General features: G+C 68.2%; 20 protein-coding genes and 1 tRNA gene. 8 read left to right on the top strand and 13 right to left on the bottom strand.

The window, feature by feature from the left end; genetic code table 11:
* Positions 1-148: 148 nt before the first annotated feature.
* Positions 149-1,147, top strand: a complete 999-nt coding sequence (locus ACWDS7_RS08175) for a TerC/Alx family metal homeostasis membrane protein (RefSeq protein ID WP_306861649.1) — start codon at positions 149-151, stop codon at positions 1,145-1,147.
* 74 nt (positions 1,148-1,221) lie between these two features.
* Here the strand turns inward: ACWDS7_RS08175 and ACWDS7_RS08170 are convergent, their stop codons facing one another.
* Positions 1,222-1,821, bottom strand: coding sequence for a TetR/AcrR family transcriptional regulator (locus tag ACWDS7_RS08170; RefSeq protein ID WP_306861648.1), 600 nt, complete (start codon positions 1,819-1,821; stop codon positions 1,222-1,224).
* Between the two features lie 93 nt (positions 1,822-1,914).
* Between ACWDS7_RS08170 and ACWDS7_RS08165 the strand changes: the two genes are divergently transcribed.
* The 3 genes from ACWDS7_RS08165 (at position 1,915) to ACWDS7_RS08155 (ending at position 4,803) form a co-directional block, all read left to right on the top strand.
* Positions 1,915-3,096, top strand: coding sequence for an FAD-dependent monooxygenase (locus ACWDS7_RS08165; protein ID WP_451928651.1), 1,182 nt, complete (start codon positions 1,915-1,917; stop codon positions 3,094-3,096).
* A gap of 266 nt (positions 3,097-3,362) precedes the next feature.
* A complete protein-coding gene (locus ACWDS7_RS08160; RefSeq protein WP_451928650.1) occupies positions 3,363-3,779 on the top strand; it encodes an HIT family protein in 417 nt (138 codons plus the stop codon).
* 349 nt (positions 3,780-4,128) lie between these two features.
* A complete protein-coding gene (locus ACWDS7_RS08155) occupies positions 4,129-4,803 on the top strand; it encodes a DUF6461 domain-containing protein (protein WP_451928649.1) in 675 nt (224 codons plus the stop codon).
* Here ACWDS7_RS08155 and ACWDS7_RS08150 read toward each other — a convergent pair whose 3' ends face one another.
* The 12 genes from ACWDS7_RS08150 to dnaA all read right to left on the bottom strand — a co-directional run bounded on the left by ACWDS7_RS08150 (position 4,804) and on the right by dnaA (position 20,388).
* A complete protein-coding gene (locus tag ACWDS7_RS08150; protein WP_451928648.1) occupies positions 4,804-5,772 on the bottom strand; it encodes an XRE family transcriptional regulator in 969 nt (322 codons plus the stop codon).
* Between the two features lie 776 nt (positions 5,773-6,548).
* On the bottom strand, positions 6,549-6,998 hold the full coding sequence (locus ACWDS7_RS08145) for a hypothetical protein (protein ID WP_451928647.1): 450 nt from the start codon (positions 6,996-6,998) through the stop codon (positions 6,549-6,551).
* A gap of 181 nt (positions 6,999-7,179) precedes the next feature.
* Positions 7,180-7,253 (bottom strand) — tRNA-Ile (locus ACWDS7_RS08140).
* Positions 7,254-7,391: 138 nt separating this feature from the next.
* Complete coding sequence (locus tag ACWDS7_RS08135) at positions 7,392-8,036, bottom strand: DUF3566 domain-containing protein (protein ID WP_306861636.1); 645 nt, start codon at positions 8,034-8,036, stop codon at positions 7,392-7,394.
* A gap of 72 nt (positions 8,037-8,108) precedes the next feature.
* Positions 8,109-10,619: a DNA gyrase subunit A gene (gene gyrA / locus ACWDS7_RS08130; protein WP_306861634.1), complete on the bottom strand. Its 2,511-nt coding sequence runs from the start codon at positions 10,617-10,619 to the stop codon at positions 8,109-8,111.
* 48 nt (positions 10,620-10,667) lie between these two features.
* Positions 10,668-12,611: a DNA topoisomerase (ATP-hydrolyzing) subunit B gene (gene gyrB / locus ACWDS7_RS08125; RefSeq protein WP_306861632.1), complete on the bottom strand. Its 1,944-nt coding sequence runs from the start codon at positions 12,609-12,611 to the stop codon at positions 10,668-10,670.
* 300 nt (positions 12,612-12,911) lie between these two features.
* Complete coding sequence (locus ACWDS7_RS08120; protein WP_306861630.1) at positions 12,912-13,460, bottom strand: DUF721 domain-containing protein; 549 nt, start codon at positions 13,458-13,460, stop codon at positions 12,912-12,914.
* Positions 13,461-13,668: 208 nt separating this feature from the next.
* Complete coding sequence (recF, locus tag ACWDS7_RS08115; RefSeq protein ID WP_306861627.1) at positions 13,669-14,841, bottom strand: DNA replication/repair protein RecF; 1,173 nt, start codon at positions 14,839-14,841, stop codon at positions 13,669-13,671.
* A gap of 323 nt (positions 14,842-15,164) precedes the next feature.
* On the bottom strand, positions 15,165-16,106 hold the full coding sequence (gene gnd, locus ACWDS7_RS08110) for a phosphogluconate dehydrogenase (NAD(+)-dependent, decarboxylating) (protein WP_306861625.1): 942 nt from the start codon (positions 16,104-16,106) through the stop codon (positions 15,165-15,167).
* Positions 16,107-16,138: 32 nt separating this feature from the next.
* Entirely contained in the window at positions 16,139-16,864 is a 726-nt protein-coding gene (locus ACWDS7_RS08105; protein ID WP_451928683.1) for a 3-keto-5-aminohexanoate cleavage protein, read from the bottom strand.
* A gap of 75 nt (positions 16,865-16,939) precedes the next feature.
* Positions 16,940-18,079, bottom strand: coding sequence for a DNA polymerase III subunit beta (dnaN, locus tag ACWDS7_RS08100; protein WP_306861620.1), 1,140 nt, complete (start codon positions 18,077-18,079; stop codon positions 16,940-16,942).
* A gap of 572 nt (positions 18,080-18,651) precedes the next feature.
* Complete coding sequence (dnaA, locus tag ACWDS7_RS08095; protein ID WP_451928682.1) at positions 18,652-20,388, bottom strand: chromosomal replication initiator protein DnaA; 1,737 nt, start codon at positions 20,386-20,388, stop codon at positions 18,652-18,654.
* Between the two features lie 533 nt (positions 20,389-20,921).
* On the opposite strand from dnaA, the gene rpmH reads away from it, so the two are divergent.
* From rpmH to yidC, 4 genes are all read left to right on the top strand, one after another.
* Positions 20,922-21,059 carry a 50S ribosomal protein L34 gene (gene rpmH / locus ACWDS7_RS08090; protein ID WP_010849920.1) on the top strand — a complete coding sequence of 46 codons (138 nt, stop codon included), beginning with the start codon at positions 20,922-20,924 and terminating at the stop codon, positions 21,057-21,059.
* Positions 21,060-21,170: 111 nt separating this feature from the next.
* On the top strand, positions 21,171-21,545 hold the full coding sequence (gene rnpA / locus ACWDS7_RS08085; RefSeq protein WP_306861596.1) for a ribonuclease P protein component: 375 nt from the start codon (positions 21,171-21,173) through the stop codon (positions 21,543-21,545).
* A complete protein-coding gene (yidD, locus tag ACWDS7_RS08080; RefSeq protein WP_306861594.1) occupies positions 21,542-21,823 on the top strand; it encodes a membrane protein insertion efficiency factor YidD in 282 nt (93 codons plus the stop codon). The genes rnpA and yidD overlap by 4 nt, the downstream gene beginning before the upstream one ends.
* 4 nt (positions 21,824-21,827) lie before the next feature.
* A partial coding sequence (gene yidC, locus ACWDS7_RS08075; RefSeq protein WP_451928646.1) for a membrane protein insertase YidC occupies positions 21,828-22,629 on the top strand: 802 nt, incomplete at its 3' end.

Genomic DNA, 22,629 nt, shown 5'->3' with positions numbered 1-22,629 from the left:
CCCTGGTTTGACCTACCCTGGGATGGCGAGGGGAGTACTTCCCAAGCGTCGATCCGGTCAGTACGGACGCTCAAGCGTCCCCGGACGGCCGCCCATGCGGTATGGGTGAAGGAGACCTCGAACGGCCAAGCACGTTCGAGGAGGTTCCATGTTCATCGAGGCAGGTCTGCCGACGGCTGATATCGAAACGATCGGTTCACTGAAACTGTGGACGATCACGGTCGCCGCCCTGGTAGTACTGCTGGCCCTGGACTTCCTGCTGACCCGGCGCCCGCACGAGGTGCGGATGCGCGAGGCGGTGGCCTGGTCGGTCTTCTACCTCACGCTGCCCGTGCTCTTCGGCGTCTATGTCTGGACGGCGTTCGGATCCACCCAGGCGGTGGAGTTCTTCACCGGCTACGTGGTGGAGAAATCGCTGTCGGTGGACAACCTGTTCGTGTTCATGCTGTTGCTGTCGGCCTTCGCGGTCCCGGCCGCGCTGGCCCAGCGGGTCCTGCTGTACGGCATCATCGGGGCACTGGTCCTGCGCGCGATCTTCATCGCGCTCGGGGCGGCCGTCCTGCAGAGCGGCACGTGGGCGTTCCTGCTGTTCGGCGGGGTACTGATCGTCACCGCCGGGAAGATCCTCAAGGACGCGCTGCGCGGCGAGGAGCAGGCGGTCGACATCTCCTCCATGCGCACGGTCCGGCTGTTGCGGCGCTTCATGCCGGTCACCGACGACTACCGCGGCTCCCGCCTGGTGGTCCGCGAGGGCGGCCGCCGCGCCCTCACCCCGCTGGCGCTGGCCATCGTGGCCGTCTTCGCCACCGACATCGTCTTCGCCGTCGACTCGGTACCGGCGGTTTACGGCGTGACCGAGGACCCCTTCATCGTCTTCGCCACCAACGCCTTCGCCCTGCTGGGCCTGCGGGCGCTCTACTTCGTGCTCTTGGGCGTCCTGGCGAAGCTGCGGCACCTCAACCACGGGCTCGGCATCATCCTGGCCTTCATCGGGATCAAGCTGGTCCTGCACTGGGCACACGGCCTGTGGCCGTGGGTTCCGGAGATCCCGATCCTGCTCTCGCTCGGGGTCATCATCGCGGTCCTGGTCACCGTCACGCTGACCAGCGTCTACGCCAATCGCCGCGACGCGGAGCCCGTCCCGTAGCGCCGTCGGCCCCATGGGAAGGCGGGCCCATGGGAACGGACCGCCTGGGCACGGGCCACCCCTCACCCCCCTGATCAGCCGGTCAGGCCGTTGAGGAGGAGTTCGGTGAGCGTGTCGATGATCTGGTCGTCGGTGAAGGCCGGGGCGTGCTCTCCCGCGGTGAGCACGGCGTAGCCGAGCATCGACAGCATCGCGCCCATCGCGGCCGCCACCAGCGTGGGATCGCCCGGCAGCGCATGCCCTTTCTCCCGCAGGAACTCCAGATGCTCCCGGAGGGTCTCGGTCTCGGCCGTGAGGTTCTGCCAGGCGTGGCCGGATCCCGGCTTCTCGGCGGCGGATGACTGGTACATCGCCACCACGACCGGCAGATGCTCGCGGAACAGCTTCCAGATGATCGCGACGTGCCAGCGGAGCTGGGCTCGATCGGTGAGGTCGTGGTCGCGCGGATGCGGCTCGATCTCAGCGTCCGAGTCCGCTTCGAGGTCGGCCAGCAGGCTCTTGAGCAGCTCTTCCTTGCTCGCGAAGTGGTCGTAGAACGACCCGGTGGCCCGTCCCGCCGCACGGGTGATGTCCGTGATCTTGGTGTTGAGATAGCCGTCCTCCACGAACAGCCGCCGGGCCGCTTCCTTGAGCGCCGCCTCGGTCTCGGCCGCCCGCGCCTTCCGAACTCCCACTGGAACTCCCCTTGACGTCCATCGACGGCCACATCATACTGAACCCGCGTTCGCCGAATATACATTCAGTGAAACTGGATTCAGGGAGCATGCATGAAGGTGATTGTCGTCGGCGCGGGAGTCGCGGGGGCCGCGAGCGCGATCGCGCTGCGGCGGATCGGCGCCGAGGTCACGGTGTACGAGGCGTACGAGGACCCCGCCGGGCGGGTCGGCTCCTTCCTGAGCCTGGCCACCAACGGACTGCGCGCGCTCGACGGGCTCGCCTGCCTGGAAGAGATCCAGCGGGCCGGCTTCGAGGTCCCGCGACAGCGCATGTGGGCCGGCTCCGGGAAGCTGCTGGGCGATGTGCCCCGGGGCCGGCTCACCGGCGACGCGCTGAACAGCGTGACGCTGATGCGCGGAGACCTCGTGGCGGCGCTCCGCGCGGCGGCCCTGCGGTCGGGCGCCCGGATCGTCACCGGCGAGCGGCTGACCGACGCGGCCACCACCCCTGACGGTGTACGGGCCGAGTTCGCAAGCGGGCGCGTCGCGGCGGCCGACCTGCTGGTCGGCGCCGACGGCATCTGGTCCACGACCCGCGGAATCCTCGCCCCGTCCGCCCCGACGCCGACCTACGCGGGGCTTTACAGCATCTCGGGCGTCGCCGAGGGCATCGAGGTCGAGCGGGGCACGTTCAACATGGTCTTCGCCCGAAACGGCGCTTTCATCTATATACCCACCCCCGACGGCTCCCTGTGGTGGTCAGCGCAGGTCGCCGCGCCCGAACAGCCGGCACCGGCCGACACCGGGGACGCGGAACGGCTGGAGCGGCTGAGCGGGCTCTACCGCTCCGAGGAGCTACCGCAGGCCATCCTCAGAGCGACGACGGCCATCCACCGGCCGACGCTCATGCACACGCTCGCCGAGGTTCCGGTGTGGCACAACGACCGCATCGTGCTCGTGGGCGACGCCGGGCACCCGGTCGGCGCCGGGCAGGGCGCGTCCATGTCGATCGAGGACGCGCTGGTGCTCGCACAGGCACTTGCCGGTGCCACGACGATCCCGGCCGGACTGGAGACGTACGCCCGGAGGCGGCGCGCGCGCGTCGCCAGGATGGTCAAGGCCGCCGGCGACAACCGAGACGCCAAGACCGCCGGACCGATCGGCCGCCGTCTCAACGACCTGATCATGCCGATCTTCTTCCGGCACTTCCACGAGAAGGCCACCGGCTGGCTCTACTCCCACGACCTCGGAACGCTCCCCGCCCCGGCGGAGGCGGCGGTCCGGGAAAGCTGAGCCGCCGGCTGGGCACCGGCGTCGATCCCTCGCGTGTACGTGCGGACTGCCTGCCACCGCGTACATCAGCACGCGACGGCCACGGCCGATCAGGTGATCGCGGCTCACCGGCCGGGCGCGACCCGCGCACGTCCGTGAGCGGCCACCGGGAAAACCTGGCCGGCGGACACGTCGTTCCAGGCAGGCGTTCATGAGAAATGCCCCAGGCAGGCGGTCATGAGAAATCCGGGTGCAAGAGACCTGATGCGGCCGAGACCATGATCCGTATGAGCATCTGCATCTTCTGCGAGATCATCGCGGGGCGAGCCGAGGCCAGCGTCGTCTACGCCGATGACAGCGTGGTGGCCATCCTGGACCGCGCCCCAGCCACGGTCGGTCATGTACTGGTGATCCCGCGCATGCACATGGCCGGGCCGGCGGACGCCGATGACGCGGTCGGTGCGGCGATCTGGCGGACGGCACAGCGTGTGTCGGTCGCGTTGCGGGCGTCAGGGCTCCGCTGTGACGGAGTGTGGCTGTCATTGGCCGACGGGGAAGCCGCCGGGCAGGAGGTCTCCCATCTCCACCTGCACGTGGTGCCCCGTTACCCGGGGGACGGCGTTGTGGTCACCGCTGACTGGAAGGAGCGCTCGCGTGAGCTCCTCGACCAAGACGCGGCACTGATCCGGAAGGCGCTCACCTGATTGCGGAGACGGATTAGAAGTGGAACTCGCTTCTTGGCCTTCGCGAGGTGCTGACCTGGGGATGTGGGTGCTGCTTCATCCTTGCCCAAGGGAGGTCTGGCCATCCTGGAAGGCCACTTCCCTTGCTGGGAAATGGCCTCTGAACTGGGTGGGGCTACCAGGACTTGAACCTGGGACCTCTTCCTTATCAGGCAAAGCCGGTGGGGGCGGGATCATGGGCTGTACCCGCTCCTACCTGTGCATACAGTCCACGGCGGTCCACCGCCGTCCGGCCCTGTCCAGGGCGGTTGTCACTCAGTTTGTCACCCACGCCCACGCGTCTCCTGCCACCACCGACGCCCCCATAGGCATGTCCATGCTTGTCAGTGAAGGCTGTCATCATGACGCGCAACTGATCAAAGGAGCTGTGGTGACAGACCCTCGCGAGGAATTCGGCTGGCTCTCGGGTGATGGACCGTTGGGTGACATCTACTGCGTGTCCTTCATCCGGGACCTGAGTCCGGCCGAAGTACTGACGCGCTTGGGCGCGGAGCCGGACTCGATCGGGAAAGTCACCTTCGACGAGCTTGATGAGCGTGTGATGACGAACATCCAGGAGACTGACGGCCTGGAAGCCGGCCATGTCGGCGCGACGAGTTTCGATGGCTGGACCCTGCTCGTCGAGCCCCGGGGCGGACGGGGGGCCGTGCGGGAAGTGCTGACCAAACTTTCCCAGGGTACGGAGATGGTGTCCGTCTGCCGTAATGACTATGCCTCGCACATGTTCGGATACGCGATCGACGGTGACGTGATCACGAACTTCATGCTTGCGCGCCTCAAAGATCGTGCGGGAAGTGATCCAAGTCGTCTGACGGCTTCAATGCGTGCTGTCGGACTCGACCCTGACCGCACCCCCGAGGATGACGGGGTTGACGATCCGATCGCCTGTGCGTTCGCACTCGCAACCAAGATCACGGGTATCGCCTTCGCCGACTGGGACCCCCATGAAACGGATTTCCTGGGAGCCGAAATCGTTGCGGACTGATCAGTGATCTGTACGGCCTGCCACGAGAGCTTCCTTCAAGTCAGCGGCTTGGGGGGCCTTACGCCGCGTTAGCAGCGTCGCAACGTTGACGAGCTCCTTGGTCGCGTGCCGGTTCAGCTCGACGGCGTCGGCCACGATGGGCAGGCTCACCTGTACGGCCGCCGCCGCGTCCCCGGCCTCGGCGTGGGCCTTGGCCAGGCAGGAGCCGTACCAGGCCCGGTCGCGCTTGTAGCTCTCCGGCAGGCCGGACAGTCCATCGGTCAGCAGGTCGATCGCCTTCGGCCAGTTGGCGAGGTGCAGCTCGGTCATGCCGCGCTGGAGGCGGAACCAGGTCTCGTCGTAGAAGTACATCCACACCGGCTCGTCGTCGGCGTGCTCGGCGGCCTGGTCGTCGACGTCCAAGGACATCCACGCGACGAACTGGGCGTACTGTGCGGCCAGGTCAACCACCGTGTCGGCCAGCGAACCACGGGCGTGCTGGGCCAACTCGACCACCACGCCGAGTTGGGAGCGCACGATCCCGAGCAGCGGACGGGCGCCGATGGTGTCTTCTACCTTGCGGTGTTCGGCAAGGCAGATCGCCAACCAGCCCACGGTCCGCTGATCCACCCGGCCGGGCTGCTGCACGCTGCGGGTGATCCGCTCGAACAGATCGGCGTCGGGTGCGACGGACGGCAGAGGCAGCGCGGGGACAGGAACGCTGGAACGCTCGACGAGGTCGAACAGCCCGGCCTCGGTGGTCCGCAGCGCCCGGGCGTACAGCAGGCGATAGCGCTCGCTGGGGTAGTGATCACCGCGTTCCCATCCCCGGATGGTGCGGGTGAGGTCGTCGATGCTGGGCAGCCTGCCGCGTTGTTCTCCTGCGGCTTCTTTGAGACGACGGGCCATGTCCGCCACGGTGCCGACCTTGGCTTTGCGCTCCTCACGCAGCCGTGCGGCCCACTCGGGGGATGTTCCTGGGGTGCTCACTCGCTCACCTCCAGATATTCGCGGATACGGCCGTACCCCTGGCTATCTCCTATTGTCATCGTGCCCTGCCAGAACGCGACGGCTTAGCTGAACGTGATGATTACTTCAAGGGTTCCGACAACCGCCGATCCGGCTCTGCGGGCGATGCAACATCTGCGCGCGGAGCTTGGCCACCTCGGCATCACCACCGACCTCCACCACGGGCACGGGGCAGCCCTGCTCAGTGTGTGGTGGATCTACTCGTCTGGTCCGACGGCTTCCGCTTCCTGTGGTGGAACGGGGACTACTCATCCCATACCGGTCGAAGGAAATACGCAGCCCACCTTGCAGACAACCCGGCGACGGCCGCTCGCCGGATCGCTGCGCGCTATGCCGATCTCCGCAAGACGCATCCCATGTCCTCTCCAGTCGCGGAGAGCGCACCATGATGCCGCTTGAGGGGTCAACTCCGTCTTGGCGTGTCCCCCAGCCCGCTACGTGCACCGTTGATCCCACCCAACGTGCACAGACGGAGTTGACGCCGATTGAGGGACACGAACACTTCGGCAGCGGGGACGGGGGAGTCACCGACCTCAACCCTGAAGACCATGAACGGGAGCGGAGACGGCCGGCGCAATGCCGAATGGCACCCCGAAGGGGCCGCGGAGCGGTTGGGCCGGCGGTCGCAGCGGCAGCGCGCACCACGGGCGACGGGTCCGTTCGGTGCGGCGGGCGCCCGATGCTGCTGGAAGGTGCCGAGGCGATGGATCAGATCTTCCCGCAGGCTTAAGCACTGTTCACGGCCGCGTCTCGGCGTCCGCGTTGGGCTTGTCTCCGGCCCGGGTCGCGTCGGCGATCAGGACGAGCGCAGCAACAGCGCCGTAGAGCGGGAGCACGACCCCAGGCCCCTGCGAGCCCTCAGGGCAATAAGGGGCGAAGAACGCAATGGTCGATAGCGCGTAGTAAGCGGCTGTCGCGAGCGCTCCACCCGCTCCTATCCAGGCGAGGAGCCGGCGCCTTTGGGGCAGTGATCGCCGTGCGGCCACGGCCAGCGCCATCAAGGTAAGGGGAAGGAGCGTGGCCATCGCGCTGAAGCCCAGGCCGAGCACATCACGACCTGTGTATCCACCTTCGGTGTCCAAATAGGCGCAGATGTAGATCTCTGTATCCACTGGCAACGAAGCCCAGTTAGGAAGGGTGGACAGAAGGACGGCACCCATCCAACACAACAGTGCGCGATGCTTCATCGCCCATATCCCCCGGGACCCCACAACCGCTCATCCTCCGGGCGGACCTCGGGACGGGGAGGCTCAGTGTTCCGGCTGTAGCTTGTGACCTTCGGACGAGATACGACCTTAGTCACTCAGTTGGTCACCCGGAAGATCAAAAAGGCCACTTCCCTTGCTGGGAAATGGCCTCTGAACTGGGTGGGGCTACCAGGACTTGAACCTGGGACCTCTTCCTTATCAGGGAAGCGCTCTAACCGTCTGAGCTATAGCCCCTCGTTACGAGAGAGAACGGTATCGCATCCGCCTGCTGGAGGCGAATCCGTCCCGTTCGAACAGGGAAAAGCTTACCCTGTCCGGGCACCCACTCGCGCCATGTCCCCGGCCGGTGGGCCGGGGCATGGCGACAGGTGGTTACTCGGCCTCGCTGAAGGTGACCTCCACGCCGCCGACCAGGTCGGAGGCGATGTTGTAGATGACCGAACCGAGGGTGGACAGGGCCGTGATCAGCACCACGTTCACCGCGCCGATCAGGGCGGTGTAGCCGAGGATGCGGACCGGCTCGAACCAGGAGGCGACGTCCACGCCGCTGGTGGACTTGCCGTCGGCCGTCGTGAGCTGGTTCACCGTCTGGATGATGTTGTCGAACACTCCCAGGCCGGACAGCACCATGTAGAGCACCGCGACCGCGACGAACAGCACCACGAAGCAGACCAGGGAGACCACGAAGCTGAACTTCATGGCCGACCACGGCTCGATGCGGCGCAGCACCAGGTGGGCCTTGCGCGGCGCCCGCGGAGGGGTGTCGGCCGCCTTCTTGTCCCGTGTCTCCGGCGCGGGGGACGACAGGCCGCCTGGAGCCCAGGAGGAGCTGTCGTTCTCTGCCCGCGGGCGGATGCGCACGGTGGAGTCGCCGGGTTTGCCGTCCTCGATCGCCGTCACGTTCTGCCTGCCCTTGAGGTCGTCGGTTACCGAATTATCGGTCTCCGGCGTGGGCTTACCACCGTCAGCCGGTGACTCGACCACATTGGCGGCGTCCGCTTCGGTGGTCTTATCCATCTTCTCCGTCACCTGGTCGCGTGTCGATGAGGAGGCCGGACGTGGACCTGGTCTGGCCTGAGCGCACACAGGTTACTCCCCTTCCCCGTTTTGCTCGGTCTCCAACGCCTCGTTTTGCTCGGTCTCCAACGCCTCGGCATTACGGGCGAGAGCCACGACGCTGTCCCCCTCTGCGAGATTCATCAGACGTACCCCCATGGTCTGGCGACCGGACTGCTTGATCTCCCCTGCGCTGGTCCGGATAACCCCGCCGGCGGACGTGATCGCGAAAACCTCGTCCTCCGGACTGACCATGGCAGCACCAACCAGCTTGCCACGAGCACTGACGATCTTCGCAGTCAGGACGCCCTTGCCTCCCCGTCCCTGGACAGGGTACTGATCGGCCGGGGTGCGCTTGGCATACCCGCCTTCGGTCGCGATCAACACATCGTCGCCGTCGGCGATGCGGTTCATCGCCAGCAGCTCGTCCCCGTCGAGGAAACGCATGCCGATCACACCGCTGGTCGCCCGGCCCATCGGGCGCAGGGCCTCGTCGGAGGCCGTGAAGCGGATGGACTGGGCGCCGCGGGAGACCAGGAGGAGGTCGTCCTCCTCGGACACCAACCGGGCAGCGATCACTTCGTCATCTTCTCGCAGGTTGATGGCGATCAGGCCACCCGAACGCGGCGAGTCGTATTCGGACAGACGCGTCTTCTTCACCAGACCGCTGCGGGTGGCGAGCACGAGGTAAGGGGCGACCTCGTAGTCGCGCAGGTCCAGCACCTCCATGACGACCTCGTCGGGCTGCATGGCCAGCAGGTTCGCCAGGTGCTGGCCGCGGGCGTCGCGGCCGGAGTCGGGCAGCTCGTAGGCCTTGACCCGGTAGACCCTGCCCTTGTTGGTGAAGAACAGCAGCCAGTGGTGGGTCGTCGTGACGAAGAAGTGGTCGACGATGTCGTCCTGCCGGAGCTGCGCGCCGCGCACGCCCTTGCCGCCACGCTTCTGCGCCCGGTAGAGGTCGGTGTTGGTGCGCTTGGCGTAGCCGCCGCGGGTGATCGTGACGACCATGTCCTCCTCGGCGAGGAGGTCTTCGATCGACATGTCGCCCTCGTAGGCGATGATCTCCGTCTTGCGCTCGTCGCCGTACTTCGAGGCGATCTCCGAGAGCTCGTCGAAGACGATGCCCCGCTGCCGCTCGGGCGAGGCGAGGATCTCCTGGTAGTCGATGATGTGCGCCATCAGCGCGTCGTACTCGTCGGTGATCTGCTGCCGCTCCAGGGCGGCCAGCTTGCGCAGCTGCATGTCGAGGATGGCCTGCGCCTGGATCTCGTCGATCTCCAGCAGCGCCATGAGGCCGCCCTGCGCGGCCGACGCCGACGGCGAGCGGCGGATGAGGGCGATGACCTCGTCCATCCGCTCGAGCGCCTTGAGCAGCGCGCGCAGGATGTGGGCCCGCTCCTCGGCCTTGCGCAGCAGGTAGCGCGTCCGGCGGACCACGACCTCGATCTGGTGGGCCACGTAGTGGCGGACGAACTGGTCCAGCCGCAGGGTCCGGGGCACGCCGTCGACCAGCGCCAGCATGTTGGCGCCGAAGGTGGTCTGGAGCTGGGTGTGCTTGTAGAGGTTGTTCAGCACGACCTTGGCGACCGCGTCGCGCTTGAGCACGATCACCAGGCGCTGGCCGACCCGGGAGGAGCTCTCGTCGCGGACGTCGGCGATGCCGGTGATCCGGCCCTCCTTCACCGACTCGGCGATCGACAGCGCGAGGTTGTCGGGGTTGACCTGGTAGGGCAGCTCGGTGACGACCAGGCACTGACGCCCCTTGGCGTCCTCCTCGACCTCCACGATCGCCCGCATCGTGATCGAGCCGCGGCCGGTCCGGTAGGCGTCGTCGATGCCGCGGCGGCCGACGATCAGCGCGCCGGTCGGGAAGTCAGGGCCCTTGACCCGGGCGATCAGCGCCTCAAGCAGCTCCTCGTCACCGGCCTCGGGGTTCTGCAGGGCCCACTTGATGCCTTCGGACACCTCGCGCAGGTTGTGCGGCGGGATGTTGGTGGCCATGCCGACCGCGATGCCCGCCGAGCCGTTGACCAGCAGGTTCGGGAACCGCGACGGCAGGACCAGCGGCTCCTGGGAACGCCCGTCGTAGTTGGGCTGGAAGTCGACGGTGTCCTTGTCGATGTCACGGATCATCTCCATGGCGATCGGCGCGAGCTTGCACTCGGTGTATCGCATGGCGGCCGGCATGTCGTTGCCCGGCGACCCGAAGTTGCCCTGTCCGTCGACCAGGGTGTAGCGCAGCGCCCAGGGCTGTGCCAGCCGTACGACGGTGCCGTAGATCGAGGAGTCGCCGTGCGGGTGGTAGGAGCCCATGACGTCGCCGACGACACGGGAGCACTTGAAGTAGCCGCGGTCGGGGCGGTAGCCGCCGTCGTACATGGCGTAGAGCACGCGGCGGTGGACCGGCTTGAGTCCGTCGCGGACGTCGGGCAGCGCACGGGCCACGATGACGGACATCGCGTAGTCCATGTAGCTGCGCTGCATCTCCGACTGGATGTCGACCGGCTCGATGCGCTCTGCGGGCGGAGTGTTCACATCCGTCACGGGTGGTGGATCCCTTTCAGAGTCGGAGGAGAGGCTGTACGGCTACCGCTACACATCGAGGAAACGGACGTCTCGCGCGTTTCTGATGATGAAGGAGCGGCGGGCCTCGACGTCCTCACCCATGAGAACGCTGAACAGCTCGTCGGCCTGCGCGGCGTCGTCGAGGGTGACCTGGCGCAGGACGCGGGTCTCCGGGTTCATCGTGGTCTCCCAGAGCTGGGAGGCGTTCATCTCGCCCAGACCCTTGAACCGCTGGATGCCGTCGTGCAGGCGCGGGTCGCGCTTGCCCCGGGCCATGCCGTCCGCGATGATCGCGTCGCGCTCCGGGTCGGAGTAGGCGTAGGAGGCGTCCTCGCCCCGGCGGTCCCACTTGATCTTGTAGAGCGGCGGCTGGGAGAGGTAGACGTGCCCGGCCTCGATCAGGGGCCGCATGAAGCGGAACAGCAGCGTCAGCAGCAGCGTGTTGATGTGCTGGCCGTCGACGTCGGCGTCGGCCATCAGAATGAGCTTGTGGTAGCGGAGCTTGGCGATGTCGAACTCGTCGTGGACGCCGGTGCCCATGGCGGTGATCAGCGCCTGGACCTCGGCGTTCTTCAGCACCTTGTCGATGCGTGCCTTCTCCACGTTCAGGATCTTGCCGCGGATGGGCAGGATCGCCTGGAACTTGGAGTCGCGGCCGCCCTTGGCGGAGCCGCCCGCCGAGTCACCCTCGACGATGAACAGCTCGCACTTCTCCGGATCGCTCCACTGGCAGTCGGCCAGCTTGCCGGGCAGACCGGAACCCGACTCCAGCAGCGACTTGCGCCGGGTCAGGTCGCGGGCCTGGCGGGCCGCGATGCGGGCGCGCGCGGCCTGCAGGGACTTGTTGATGACGTCCTTGGCCTCGCCCGGGTTGCGCTCGAACCAGTCGCGCAGGTGGTCGTTGCAGGCCTTCTGGACGAACGACTTGGCCTCGGTGTTGCCCAGCTTGGTCTTGGTCTGGCCCTCGAACTGGGGGTCGGCCAGCTTCACCGAGATGATCGCGGTGAGGCCCTCACGGATGTCCTCGCCGGAGAGGTTGTCGTCCTTGCCCTCCTTGAGGAACTTCTGCTCGCGGGCGTAGCGGTTGACGATCGACGTCAGCGCCGCCCGGAACCCCTCCTCGTGGGTGCCGCCCTCGGCCGTGTTGATCGTGTTGGCGAAGGTGTAGACCGACTCGCTGTAGGAGTTGTTCCACTGCATGGCGATCTCGACCGAGATCCCCTCGCCGTTCTCCTCGAAGTCGATCACCGAGAGGTGCGCGGCTTCCTTCTTGGAGTTGAGGTGCTTGACGAAGTCGGACAGGCCGCCCTCGTAGTGGTAGACCACCTCGACGGGCTCACCGTCGATGTGGTCGGGCCGCTCGTCCCGGATGGAGATCGTCAGGCCCTTGTTGAGGAAGGCCATCTCCTGGAAGCGGCGCGAGAGCGTCTCGAAGCTCCACGTCGTGGTCTCGAAGATGGTCTCGTCGGCCCAGAACGTGATCGAGGTGCCGGTCTCGCCGGTCGGCTCGCCCTTCTCCAGGGGCGCCGTCGGCCGGGAGTCCGCGTAGGACTGCCGCCAGTAGTGACCGTCGGTGCGGATCTCCACTTCCAGCCTGGTGGACAGCGCGTTCACCACGGAGACGCCGACGCCGTGCAGACCGCCGGAGACCGCGTAGGACTTGCCGTCGAACTTGCCTCCCGCGTGCAGCACGGTCAGGACGACCTCGACCGCGGGGCGCTTCTCGACGGGGTGCATGCCGACGGGGATGCCGCGGCCGTTGTCCACGACCCGCACGCCGTTGTCGGGGAGCAGGGTGATCTCGATCCGGTCGGCGTGCCCGGCCAGGGCCTCGTCGACGGAGTTGTCCACGACCTCGTAGACGAGGTGGTGGAGACCGCGTTCTCCGGTCGAGCCGATGTACATACCCGGGCGCTTACGGACCGCCTCGAGTCCTTCGAGAACGGTGATTGAGCTAGCGTCGTAGGACAAGTGCGGAATCCTCCTGCCGCGGACATGCAGCGGGAGAAACGAATCTCAGCCCCGCCGTGCCCGTCACCGTCGTGAATGCCCCGATGCGCTCACCCAGGGGAGTCGGCTTACGTGCCGGGGGTGACACGCAAACGGACGTGTCCGGAATTCGGTTTCATTCTAGCGGCTCAGCGCGCGTGATGTGGCATTGACGGGCTCCAGAACGCTCTGTCGCGCGTCGACCATCCACTCAAGCATCCCCCTACACGGAGGGGGGTCATCGCGCCAGAGAGGCCGCTGATCCGTTTTCCGGGAAGTCGATCACCCGTAGGTGTCACCCGGGCCGCGGCTGCCGGTGACCCGCAGACCACCGCTGGGACGTGGCCCGTTCTGCGGGCCGCGCACCTTCACCCGCTGCACCGTTCCGTCGCCGAGCTCCTCGTTCAGGCGTCTGACCAGGGTTCTTGCCAGCAGCCGCACCTGGGTCGCCCAGGCGGTGGAGTCGGCGACCACCACGACCTCGCCGTCGGCGAAGGTCTCCGGCCGGGTGTGCGCGGCCAGATCGGAGCCGACGATCTCGTGCCAGCGGCCGAACACCCCGCCCACGGCGACGGGCTGTTCCCAGCCGCGGTCGGCCAGCAGATCGGCGATGGCCCGGCCGAAAAGCTGGGGATCGCCGAAATCCCGGCGCGGGCCGGCCGCCCTGCGCCGGGGCTCCCGGCGGGGGAGCTGCCCCCTCCTGGCCGCGTCCGCCTTGGCCTGGGCCAGCTTCTCGCGGGCCAGCGCCGCGCCCTTGGCCGCCGCGCTCCTGGCCGACCCCGCCTCCGGCGTCTCCGGCCCGGGGACGGCCCGGCCGTCCGCTCCGGGCACGGCCCGGGGCTCCCCGGACGGTGTCGCACCGGGCTCCGGCGAGCTCCCCGCGGCCGCGCTCCTGCTCTCCCCGGATGCGCTCCTGCTCTCCCCGGATGCGCTCCTGCTCTCCCCGGATGCGCTCCTGCTCTCCCCGGATGCGCTCCGGCCCTCTCCGGCCGCGCTCCGGGGCTCCCCGGACGGTGCCGGACCGTGCTCCGGGGACCTGTCATCGGACACGCTGCACGCTCCCCTCGGTGACGGCGTATCGGGCCCCGACCAGCTCCGCGGGCACGTCGTCGGCGACCGCGGCGGTGATCAGCACCTGTTCGGCCGGGGCGACGATCTCGGCCAGCCGGCGGCGGCGCTGGTTGTCCAGCTCGGCGAAGACATCGTCGAGGATCAGCACCGGATCACCGCCGTCGGCCCTGAGCAGGTCGTAGGCGGCCAGCCGGAGTGCCAGCGCGAACGACCACGACTCGCCGTGGCTGGCGTAACCGCGCGCGGGCAGCTCCCCCAGGCCGAGGAACAGGTCGTCGCGGTGCGGACCGACGAGGGTGACGCCGCGTTCGATCTCGGAGTCGCGGACCTCCAGCAGACCGGCCCGGAGCCGCTCCTCCAGGGTCGCGCGGTCGGCCCCGGCCTCGGTGGGGAGCGTGCCGCGATATTCCAGGCAGGCGGGGGCCGAGCCGGGCGCGAGGGCCGCGTAGGAGGCCGAGACCAGCGGCCGCAGCGCCTCGACCAGCTCCAGCCGGGCCGCGAGCAGCTCCGCGCCGTGCCTGGCCAGATGGGCGTCCCAGACCTCCAGGGTGCTCAGGGGGTCTCCGGCGCCGGCCGCGGCGAACGCCGCGTCGTGCTCGGCCCGCCGCCCGCTCCGGCCGCCCCGCCGGGCCTGCGCCGCCGTACGCAGCAGGGCGCCGCGCTGCTTGAGCACCCGGTCGTAGTCGGCGCGGACCCCCGCGAACCGGGGCGCCCTGGCCACCAGCAGGTCGTCGAGGTAGCGGCGCCGCTCGGAGGGGTCTCCCTTGACCATGGCCAGGTCCTCGGGGGCGAACAGGACCGTGCGCAGCAGCCCGACGACGTCGCGCGGGCGCGAGACCGGCGAGCGGTTCAGCCTGGCCCGGTTGGCCCGGCCCGGGTTGATCTCCAGCTCGACCAGCGCCCGCCGGTCCTCCCGGACGATCACGGACCGGATGATCGCCCGCGCCGCTCCCTGCCGCACCAGCGGCCCGTCGCTGGCGACCCGGTGGCTCGACTGCGTCGCCACGTATCCCAGCGCCTCGACCAGGTTGGTCTTGCCCTGCCCGTTGGGACCCACGAAGGCCGTGACCCCCGGCTCCAGGCCGAGGTCGACGGTGTCGTAGGACCGGAAGTCGGTCAGGGAGAGGTTGGCGACATGCACCCCAGGAAGATTAGTCGGACACGCCCCCCGCCGGGGCCTCGCCTGGTCCGTACGGCCCGCGTCCACGGGCCGGCTCGGCCCGCCCGCCCGCGGGAAGACGGGCGCTGACAAGCCCGCCGCCCATCGGTCCGTCGCCGGCAGGCCGGTCGTCCACCGGTCCGTACGGCCCGCGTCCGGTGCGGGGACGCGGGTCTCCACGCCCGGTGCCGTACGGGCCGGCTCGGCCCGCCCGCCGGCGGGGTTGCGGGCCCGAGCCCGTGGGAGGGCTCGGGCGCGGGCCGTACGGGGCCGGTCGATCTTCCGGCCTCCGTCGGAGACCCGGTCTACTTCTCGGCCTCCACCGGAGGGACGACGTCGGCGCCCGGGGCGTCGGCGCCCTTGGCGGTCTCGCCCTCCTTGGAGGTGACGGCGTGCCCGCCGAACTGGTTGCGCAGGGCCGCGACGACCTTCATGGCCGGCGAGTCGTCCTGCCGGGAGGCGAAGCGGGCGTAGAGCGCAGCGGTGATGACCGGCAGCGGCACCGCGTGGTCCACGGCGGCCTGCACGGTCCACCGGCCCTCGCCGGAGTCCTGCGCGTAGCCCTTCAGCTCGGCCAGGGCCGGGTCCTCGTCGAGCGCGCGGACCAGCAGGTCGAGCAGCCACGAGCGGATGACCGTGCCGTTGCGCCAGCTCTTGAAGGCTCCGGGGACGTCGGTCACGACGTCGGAGGCCTCCAGCAGCTCCCAGCCCTCGGCGAAGGCCTGCATCATGCCGTACTCGATGCCGTTGTGGACCATCTTCGCGAAGTGGCCGGCGCCGACCTCACCGGCGTGGACGAAGCCGCCCTCTTCGGGCTTGAGCGTGTCGAAGATCGGCATCAGCCGCTCGACGCCCTCCTTGGAGCCGCCGACCATCAGCGCGTAGCCGTTCTCCAGGCCCCAGATCCCGCCGCTGACCCCGCAGTCGATGAAGCCGATCCCCTTGGCGCCCAGCTCGGCGGCGTGCTTCTGGTCGTCCAGATAGTGCGAGTTGCCACCGTCGATGACGATGTCGCCGGACGACAGCAGGTCGCCGAGTTCCTCGACCGTCGCCTGCGTCGGCGCTCCGGCGGGCACCATGACCCACACCGTGCGCGGCGCCTGGAGGCGGTCCACCAGGTCCTTCAGGCTGGAGACGTCACTGACCGCGGGATCGCGGTCGTATCCGACGACGTCGTGACCGCCGCGGCGCAGCCGCTCGGCCATGTTGCCGCCCATCTTGCCCAGCCCGACCATGCCGATCTGCATACGAGCACCCCCTTCAGGGTTCCATCATCCACCTACACCCGGCGTGCCAGCGCAAGCCGTACCAGATCGGCGTTTCCATCAACGGGACCGCCCACAGGGCTGTGGAGAACGTCCTCGAGACCGATGCGCGTGGCCAGACCTAATTGCCCCGCTTCATCGACAAGTATCCAGGCAGGTTCTCCCTCCCCGTGGAGCAGCCGCGGGCCGGGGACGGCGAGCTCGTCAAGACGGCCGAGCACGGCGTGCGCACGCGACACGGCGGTGTCCGCGGAGCCTCCGATGATCTCGACGAGCACCCGTACGCACTCCAGCCCGGTCTCGGCGAGCGCTTCGGCGTCACCGACGGACCAGACCCCTGCCTCGACGCCCACGCCGAGCCGCCGAAGATCATGCCACAGGTCGGAGAAGCCGGGTTCGGAGAGGTTCACCGACGCGAAGTCCGGCCGGTCCTCCACGGGCAGCGCGGCCCAGCCCCGTACGGCCTCGCGCCGCGCCCCCGCGTCCCCGCCGGTCATCCACAGCCCTGTGCTCACCCCGACGGGGAGCCCGGGGCACGCCCGCCGCACCGCGCGGACGGCCGCACCGATGTGGACGGCGCTGAGCGTCTCGCTGCCCGCCTCGTCGCGCGGATGCATGTGCACGGCCGCCGCACCCGCCTCACGGGCCTCACGGGCCGCCTCAGCGAGCTCCAGGGGCGTCAGGGGGAGAGCCGGGTGCGCCCCCGGCTCCCTGTTGCCGTTGAGACACGCCTTGATCATGGCCACGCCCGTTCACGCCTCCCCGACCCGCTCCGCGCCCGTGGACGGATCCCGGGGGCGCTCCGGGACAAGTATTCAGCTGGACAGGCGGATGGGCATGATCAGGTAGCGGTAGTCGGGGACGCCCCCGTCGTCCACAGGCTTGCCGCCGGTGAGGATGGCGGGCTTGGTGGAGGTCGTCATCTGCAGGCGGGCGACGTCGGAGTCGATCGCGCCCAGGCCCTCCAGCAGGAACTGGTGGTTGAAGGCGATGTTGATGTCGTCGCCCTCGAAGTCCACCGGGAGCACCTCGACGGCCTGGGCCTCGTCGCCGCTGCCCGCCTCCAGGACGACCTCGTCGCCGCGGAAGGCCAGCCGGACCGGGGTGTTGCGCTCGGCGACCAGGGCCACGCGCTTGACGGCCTCGACGAACGCGCTCGTGGACAGGTCCGCCCGCGCGGAGAACTCGGTCGGCAGCAGCGAGCGGTATTTGGGGAACTCCGGGTCGAGCAGCCGGGTGGTGGTGCGGCGGCCGGCGCTGGAGAAGCCGATCATGCCTTCGCCGGTGCCGCCGACGGAGCTCATCGCGATCTCGACCTCGGCGCCGGTGCTCCCCAGGGCCTTGGCGGCGTCGGCGAGGGTCTTGCCCGGGATCATGGCGATCGCCGAGAAGTCGGGCTGGCCCGGCTGCCACTTCAGCTCCCGCACGGCGAGGCGGTAGCGGTCGGTGGCGGCGAGGGTGACGGTGTCGCCCTCGATCTCCATGCGCACGCCGGTCAGCATCGGCAGGGTGTCGTCCTTGCCCGCCGCCACCGCGACCTGGCCGACCGCCGAGGCGAACACGTCGCTGCCCACCCGACCGGCGGCCGGGGGCATCGTCGGCAGGGAGGGGTAGTCCTCCACAGGCATGGTGAGAAGTGTGAACCGGGCGCTGCCACAGGTGACGACAGCCTTGGCGCCCTCCACGACGAAGTCCACAGGCTGTGCGGGCAGCGCGCGGGTGATCTCGGCGAGGAGCTTGCCCGAGACGAGCACCACGCCCGCCTCACCGCTCTGCGGTTCGAGGGTCACCTCGGCGGAGACCTCGTAGTCGAAGCCGGAGAGCTTGAGCTGCCCCGTCTCCGTGACCTCCAGGCGCATGCCGGCCAGCACCGGCACGGAGGGACGCGCCGGAAGACTGCGTGCCGTCCATGCGACCGCCTCAGCGAGTACGTCTCGCTCGATCCGGAACATCACGTGGATCTGCCTCCTGTGTGTCGAGCGCTCTTCGCTCGATGCCTTGGGTTCGAGTGTTCACTGTCCCGCACATGCGCTCCCCGGAACCCCTCTATGGGTCTTGAGTTTCTAGTTAGAGATACAAGGGGTCATCGCATTAGGGGCTGTGGAAACTGTGGAAGATCGCTGTTTCCGCAGGTCAACTATAGTTTTTTCATCCACTGGGGGTGTGGGTGACGGGTGTGGAGAACTCGCGGGGCTGGGGAGAACCGAGCTGTACACACAGGCCATCCCCAGATCTTGGTGCCGTCGTCCACCGGTTATCCACGAGGTTTCCCCAGGTTCTCCACGGGGTAGGAAGGCGTTTTGTCCCTGGGGAAAACTCTCTTCACAGGGCGTCCCCAGGTTCTCCCCAAGTTGTCCACGAGTTGTCCCCAGGTTCTCCCCAGAGTTGTCCCCAGGCCGTGTGGGCACCCGGAACCCCCCGATCCGGCGTTGATCATGGTCGGCGGCGCCGATCGACCCCGCCGGCCGGCCCCGTACCACTGATCCACAAGGTTTTCCACAGCCTGTGCATCACGCCAGGGCGAATCTCATCCATTGCGCGACTGCTGCTTGATCCGCGTGGTGAGTTCGTTGACCTGGTTGTAGATGGACCGACGCTCCGCCATGAGCGAGCGGATCTTCCGGTCGGCGTGCATGACCGTGGTGTGGTCGCGTCCGCCGAACTGCTGACCGATCTTCGGCAGCGACATGTCGGTGAGCTCCCGGCACAGATACATGGCGATCTGCCGGGCGGTGACCAGGACGCGTGAGCGCGACCCGCCGCACAGGTCGTCGATCGACAGGCCGAAGTAGGCGGCGGTGGAGGCCATGATCGTGGCGACCGTTATCTCGGAGCCGGCGTCCTCGGTGATCAGGTCCTTGAGTACGACCTCGGTGAGCTGCAGGTCCACCGACTGCCGGTTGAGGCTGGCGAACGCGGTGACCCTGATCAGGGCCCCCTCCAGCTCGCGGATGTTGGTGGAGATGCGGCTGGCGATGTATTCCAGCACCTCGGGCGGGGCGGCCAGGCCCTCCTGGATCGCCTTCTTGCGCAGGATCGCGATGCGGGTCTCCAGCTCCGGCGGCTGGACGTCGGTGATCAGGCCCCACTCGAACCGGTTGCGGAGCCGGTCCTCCAGGGTGACGAGCTGCTTGGGCGCCCGGTCGCTGGAGATGACGATCTGCTTGTTGGCGTTGTGCAGGGTGTTGAAGGTGTGGAAGAACTCCTCCTGGGTCTGCTCCTTGCCCTCCAGGAACTGGATGTCGTCCACGAGCAGGATGTCCACGGCCCGGTAGCGGCTGCGGAAGCCGTCGGCCTTGTGGTCGCGGATGGAGTTGATGAAGTCGTTGGTGAACTCCTCCGAGCTGACGTATCTCACCCGCGCGCCGTCGTAGAGGCTCTGCGCGTAGTGGCCGATCGCGTGCAGCAGGTGGGTCTTCCCCAGGCCCGAGTCACCGTAGATGAACAGCGGGTTGTACGCCTTGGCCGGCGCCTCGGCCACCGCGACCGCGGCCGCGTGGGCGAAGCGGTTGCTGGAGCCGATGACGAAGGTCTCGAAGGTGTATTTCGGGTTCAGCCGGGCGGGTTCGCCCTGGGTGCGGCCGCCGCGGCCGTCCCATCTGTTGGGCACCGGGCCGGCCGCCGGCTGCGTGGGACGCTCGAAGGTGTCGGGCTCCGGGCGCGAGGCGGGCGGGGGCTGCGGGGTGTATCCGCCGCGGCCGTATCCGCCGCCCTGCTCGGCCGGCGGCGGGGCCGGGGAGGGCTCCGCCGGGAGGTACGGCTGCGCCGGCTCCTCCATGTGCTGGTAGGAGTAGGAGAACGGCTGGGCCTGTGGTTGGTGCTGTGGATATTCGGTGGACGGCGGTGCGGCGGGCCCGGCGGCCGGGTAGGGGTGCTGGGGCCCGGATCCGCTGTGGTGCTGGGCGTTCACCGGCTGTGCATAACCCTGCTGCTGCCCACCGCCCTGTGGATAACTCTGCGGCGGCGCCTGTGGATAGGACTCCGGGCGGGAGGCGACGCCGGAGTCGGAGCCCGTGGCGCTGGGGTCGACCATGACCGCCACCCGCATCGGGCGGCCGAACTCCTGGGAGAGCGCGTGGCTGATCAGGGGACGGAGCTTGTTCTCCAGGACATCTCTGGCGAAATCGGTGGGGGCGGCGAGCACCACGGTGTCGTTCATGAGGCCGAAGGGCCTGGTCATGCTGAGCCAGACACGCTGCTGGGACGGGACGCTCTCGTTGAGGGAGTTCTCCAGAGCCCGTGCCCACACCGCGCCGAGGTCCATTCCATCCACTGCCCGGCTCACCTCCTCCGACGCGGCCCCCGCTGAGCTCACCGCGATCTGTTTATCCACACCGATGAACCGCCGGGCGCATCGGATTCCCCCGTTGTCCACATGTCGGCCTGCCCGTGGCCCGGCGGGGTCGCTGTCTGTAATCCACATCGAATCCACACGGTGTGCACAGCCCCCCACTTGCCGCCTGACGCATTCCGGCAGCGGAGAGTGGGTCTGGGAGGGCCGACAGTAGCCCTGTCCACAGCCGTGTTCAAGACGTTGTCCACAGCCTAGTGGCACCACGAGGGGGGCTGAGTGCACATCCTGTGGACGGCGGGGTGTCGGTGGATAAAGGGGCTGTGGATCCGTGGATAACCTAGCTCCACGTGCTTTCCGGTTTGACCTGGGACACGCGTTCCCCGTAACGTACGACGGTCGGCTTACCACGCGACGGCTATTTCGCATGCCCCGCTTACCGTAAGCCAGCCACTGCCGAGCGTCCCCATGTGCTGGGGACGCGTTTTGAAGCCTGGAGCCCACTCGTGAGCAAGCGTACTTTCCAGCCGAACAACCGTCGTCGCGCGAAGACCCACGGCTTCCGGCTGCGGATGCGCACCCGCGCCGGCCGCGCCATCCTGGCCGCCCGCCGTCGCAAGGGCCGCGCCGAGCTCTCCGCCTGACGCATCCGTTGTGCCCGGTCCGCCGGGCCAAGGCAGCAGCGTCCCGTCGCCCGCCGGCCGTGATGTCGGCGGGCGATAGCCGTACCTGCCCAGGGTCACCAAGGTTCTCGCGTGTTGCCGTCCGGGTCCCGCATGCGCCGGGGCGATGAGTTCGCAAACGCGGTCAGAAAGGGAAGCCGTGCAGGCCGTCCCGCCCTGGTCGCGCACTTGAGCGTGCGCGCGGACGGCGACGAGCCACCCCTGGTGGGATTCGTGGTGAGCCGCGCCGTGGGAGGCGCGGTCGTCCGCAACAGAGTCAAACGTCAGCTGAGACACCTCGTCCGGGACCGTCTTCACCGTCTCCCGAGAGGTAGCCTGCTGGTTGTACGCGCCAATCCATCGGCCGCGTCCGCGCGGAGCGAGCGCCTTGCCGCCGAACTCGACGTCGCGCTGGATCGTTTACTCAGGCGGCGAGAGCCTTCCAAGGCTCACATGGATGGGCGATGATGACGGCGCAGCAGATCGCCGGAGTTTCTCCGGCAGCCAGGATCCTGATGGCTCCTATCCGGTTCTACCGGACATTCGTGAGCCCTCTGCTGGGTCCCCGTTGCCGCTTCCACCCTTCGTGCAGCGCTTACGGCCTTGAGGCGATGGCCGTCCACGGTGCGTTGCGCGGCACATGGTTGACGATCCGCAGAATCGGGCGTTGCCACCCATTCCATCCCGGAGGTTTTGACCCGGTGCCCCCACGCCCGGTCCGGTCCGACGAAACGCAAGGGAGCTAGCTCGGTGGAGCTGTCCTGGCTGAATTGGCTATACACAGCCGTCGCCCAAGTCATCACCTGGATTCACCAGGGTTATAGCAGCTTCCTCGCCCCTGACAGCGGGCTGACCTGGGCGCTGACCATCATCACCCTGACCGTGCTGATGCGACTGCTGATCTTCCCCCTCTTCCTCAAGCAGATGCGCTCGTCGAAGAAGATGCAGGAACTGGCACCGAAGGTCCAGGAGATCCGCAAGCGTTACAAGAACGACAAGCAGCGCATGAACCAGGAGGTCATGGCGCTGTACCAGGGGCAGGGGGCCAACCCGCTCGGCGGCTGTCTGCCGATCGTGGCCCAGTTCCCGATCTTCATCTCGATGTTCACCGTGCTGAACGCGATGGCCCACGGCCAGCTCAAGTTCGGCATGACGCAGCATCTCGTCGACAGCGCCCGCGCGGCGCACATCTTCGGCGCGCCCCTGCCGGCGACGTTCTGGACCGACTCGGCCGACATCATCAAGCTGGGTGCCGACCCGATCGCCACCAAGGTCGTTCTCGCGATCTTCGTGGCGATCAGCTCGCTGACCACGTTCCTCACCGTCCGGCAGAGCGTGGGCCGCTCGATGGCGCAGATGCCGGACAACCCGATGGCGCAGCAGCAGAAGATCCTGATGTACATCTCGCCGCTGTTCGCGATCTTCTCGCTGAACTTCCCCCTCGGTCTGATCCTCTACTGGGTCACCACCAACCTCTGGACCCTCGGGCAGCAGCACTGGTTCTACAGCCGCAACCCCTCCCCGGTGGTCGACGCCAAGGGCAACATGGTGA

It is taken from the genome of Streptosporangium sp. NPDC003464, assembly GCF_053588315.1.
The sequence above is the reverse complement of the archived record's forward strand: the minus strand, read 5'-3'. Positions and strand labels throughout refer to the sequence as shown.

Excerpts from the sequence above, each read along its gene's own strand:
- ACWDS7_RS08175 (WP_306861649.1), top strand. The coding sequence starts at position 149 with ATGTTCATCGAGGCAGGTCTGCCGACGGCTGATATCGAAACGATCGGT.
- ACWDS7_RS08165 (WP_451928651.1), top strand. The coding sequence starts at position 1,915 with ATGAAGGTGATTGTCGTCGGCGCGGGAGTCGCGGGGGCCGCGAGCGCG.
- ACWDS7_RS08160 (WP_451928650.1), top strand. The coding sequence starts at position 3,363 with ATGAGCATCTGCATCTTCTGCGAGATCATCGCGGGGCGAGCCGAGGCC.
- ACWDS7_RS08155 (WP_451928649.1), top strand. The coding sequence starts at position 4,129 with ATGTCCATGCTTGTCAGTGAAGGCTGTCATCATGACGCGCAACTGATC.
- ACWDS7_RS08145 (WP_451928647.1), bottom strand. The coding sequence starts at position 6,998 with ATGAAGCATCGCGCACTGTTGTGTTGGATGGGTGCCGTCCTTCTGTCC.
- ACWDS7_RS08135 (WP_306861636.1), bottom strand. The coding sequence starts at position 8,036 with ATGGATAAGACCACCGAAGCGGACGCCGCCAATGTGGTCGAGTCACCG.
- gnd (WP_306861625.1), bottom strand. The coding sequence starts at position 16,106 with ATGCAGATCGGCATGGTCGGGCTGGGCAAGATGGGCGGCAACATGGCC.
- ACWDS7_RS08105 (WP_451928683.1), bottom strand. The coding sequence starts at position 16,864 with ATGATCAAGGCGTGTCTCAACGGCAACAGGGAGCCGGGGGCGCACCCG.
- dnaA (WP_451928682.1), bottom strand. The coding sequence starts at position 20,388 with ATGGACCTCGGCGCGGTGTGGGCACGGGCTCTGGAGAACTCCCTCAAC.
- yidD (WP_306861594.1), top strand. The coding sequence starts at position 21,542 with ATGATGACGGCGCAGCAGATCGCCGGAGTTTCTCCGGCAGCCAGGATC.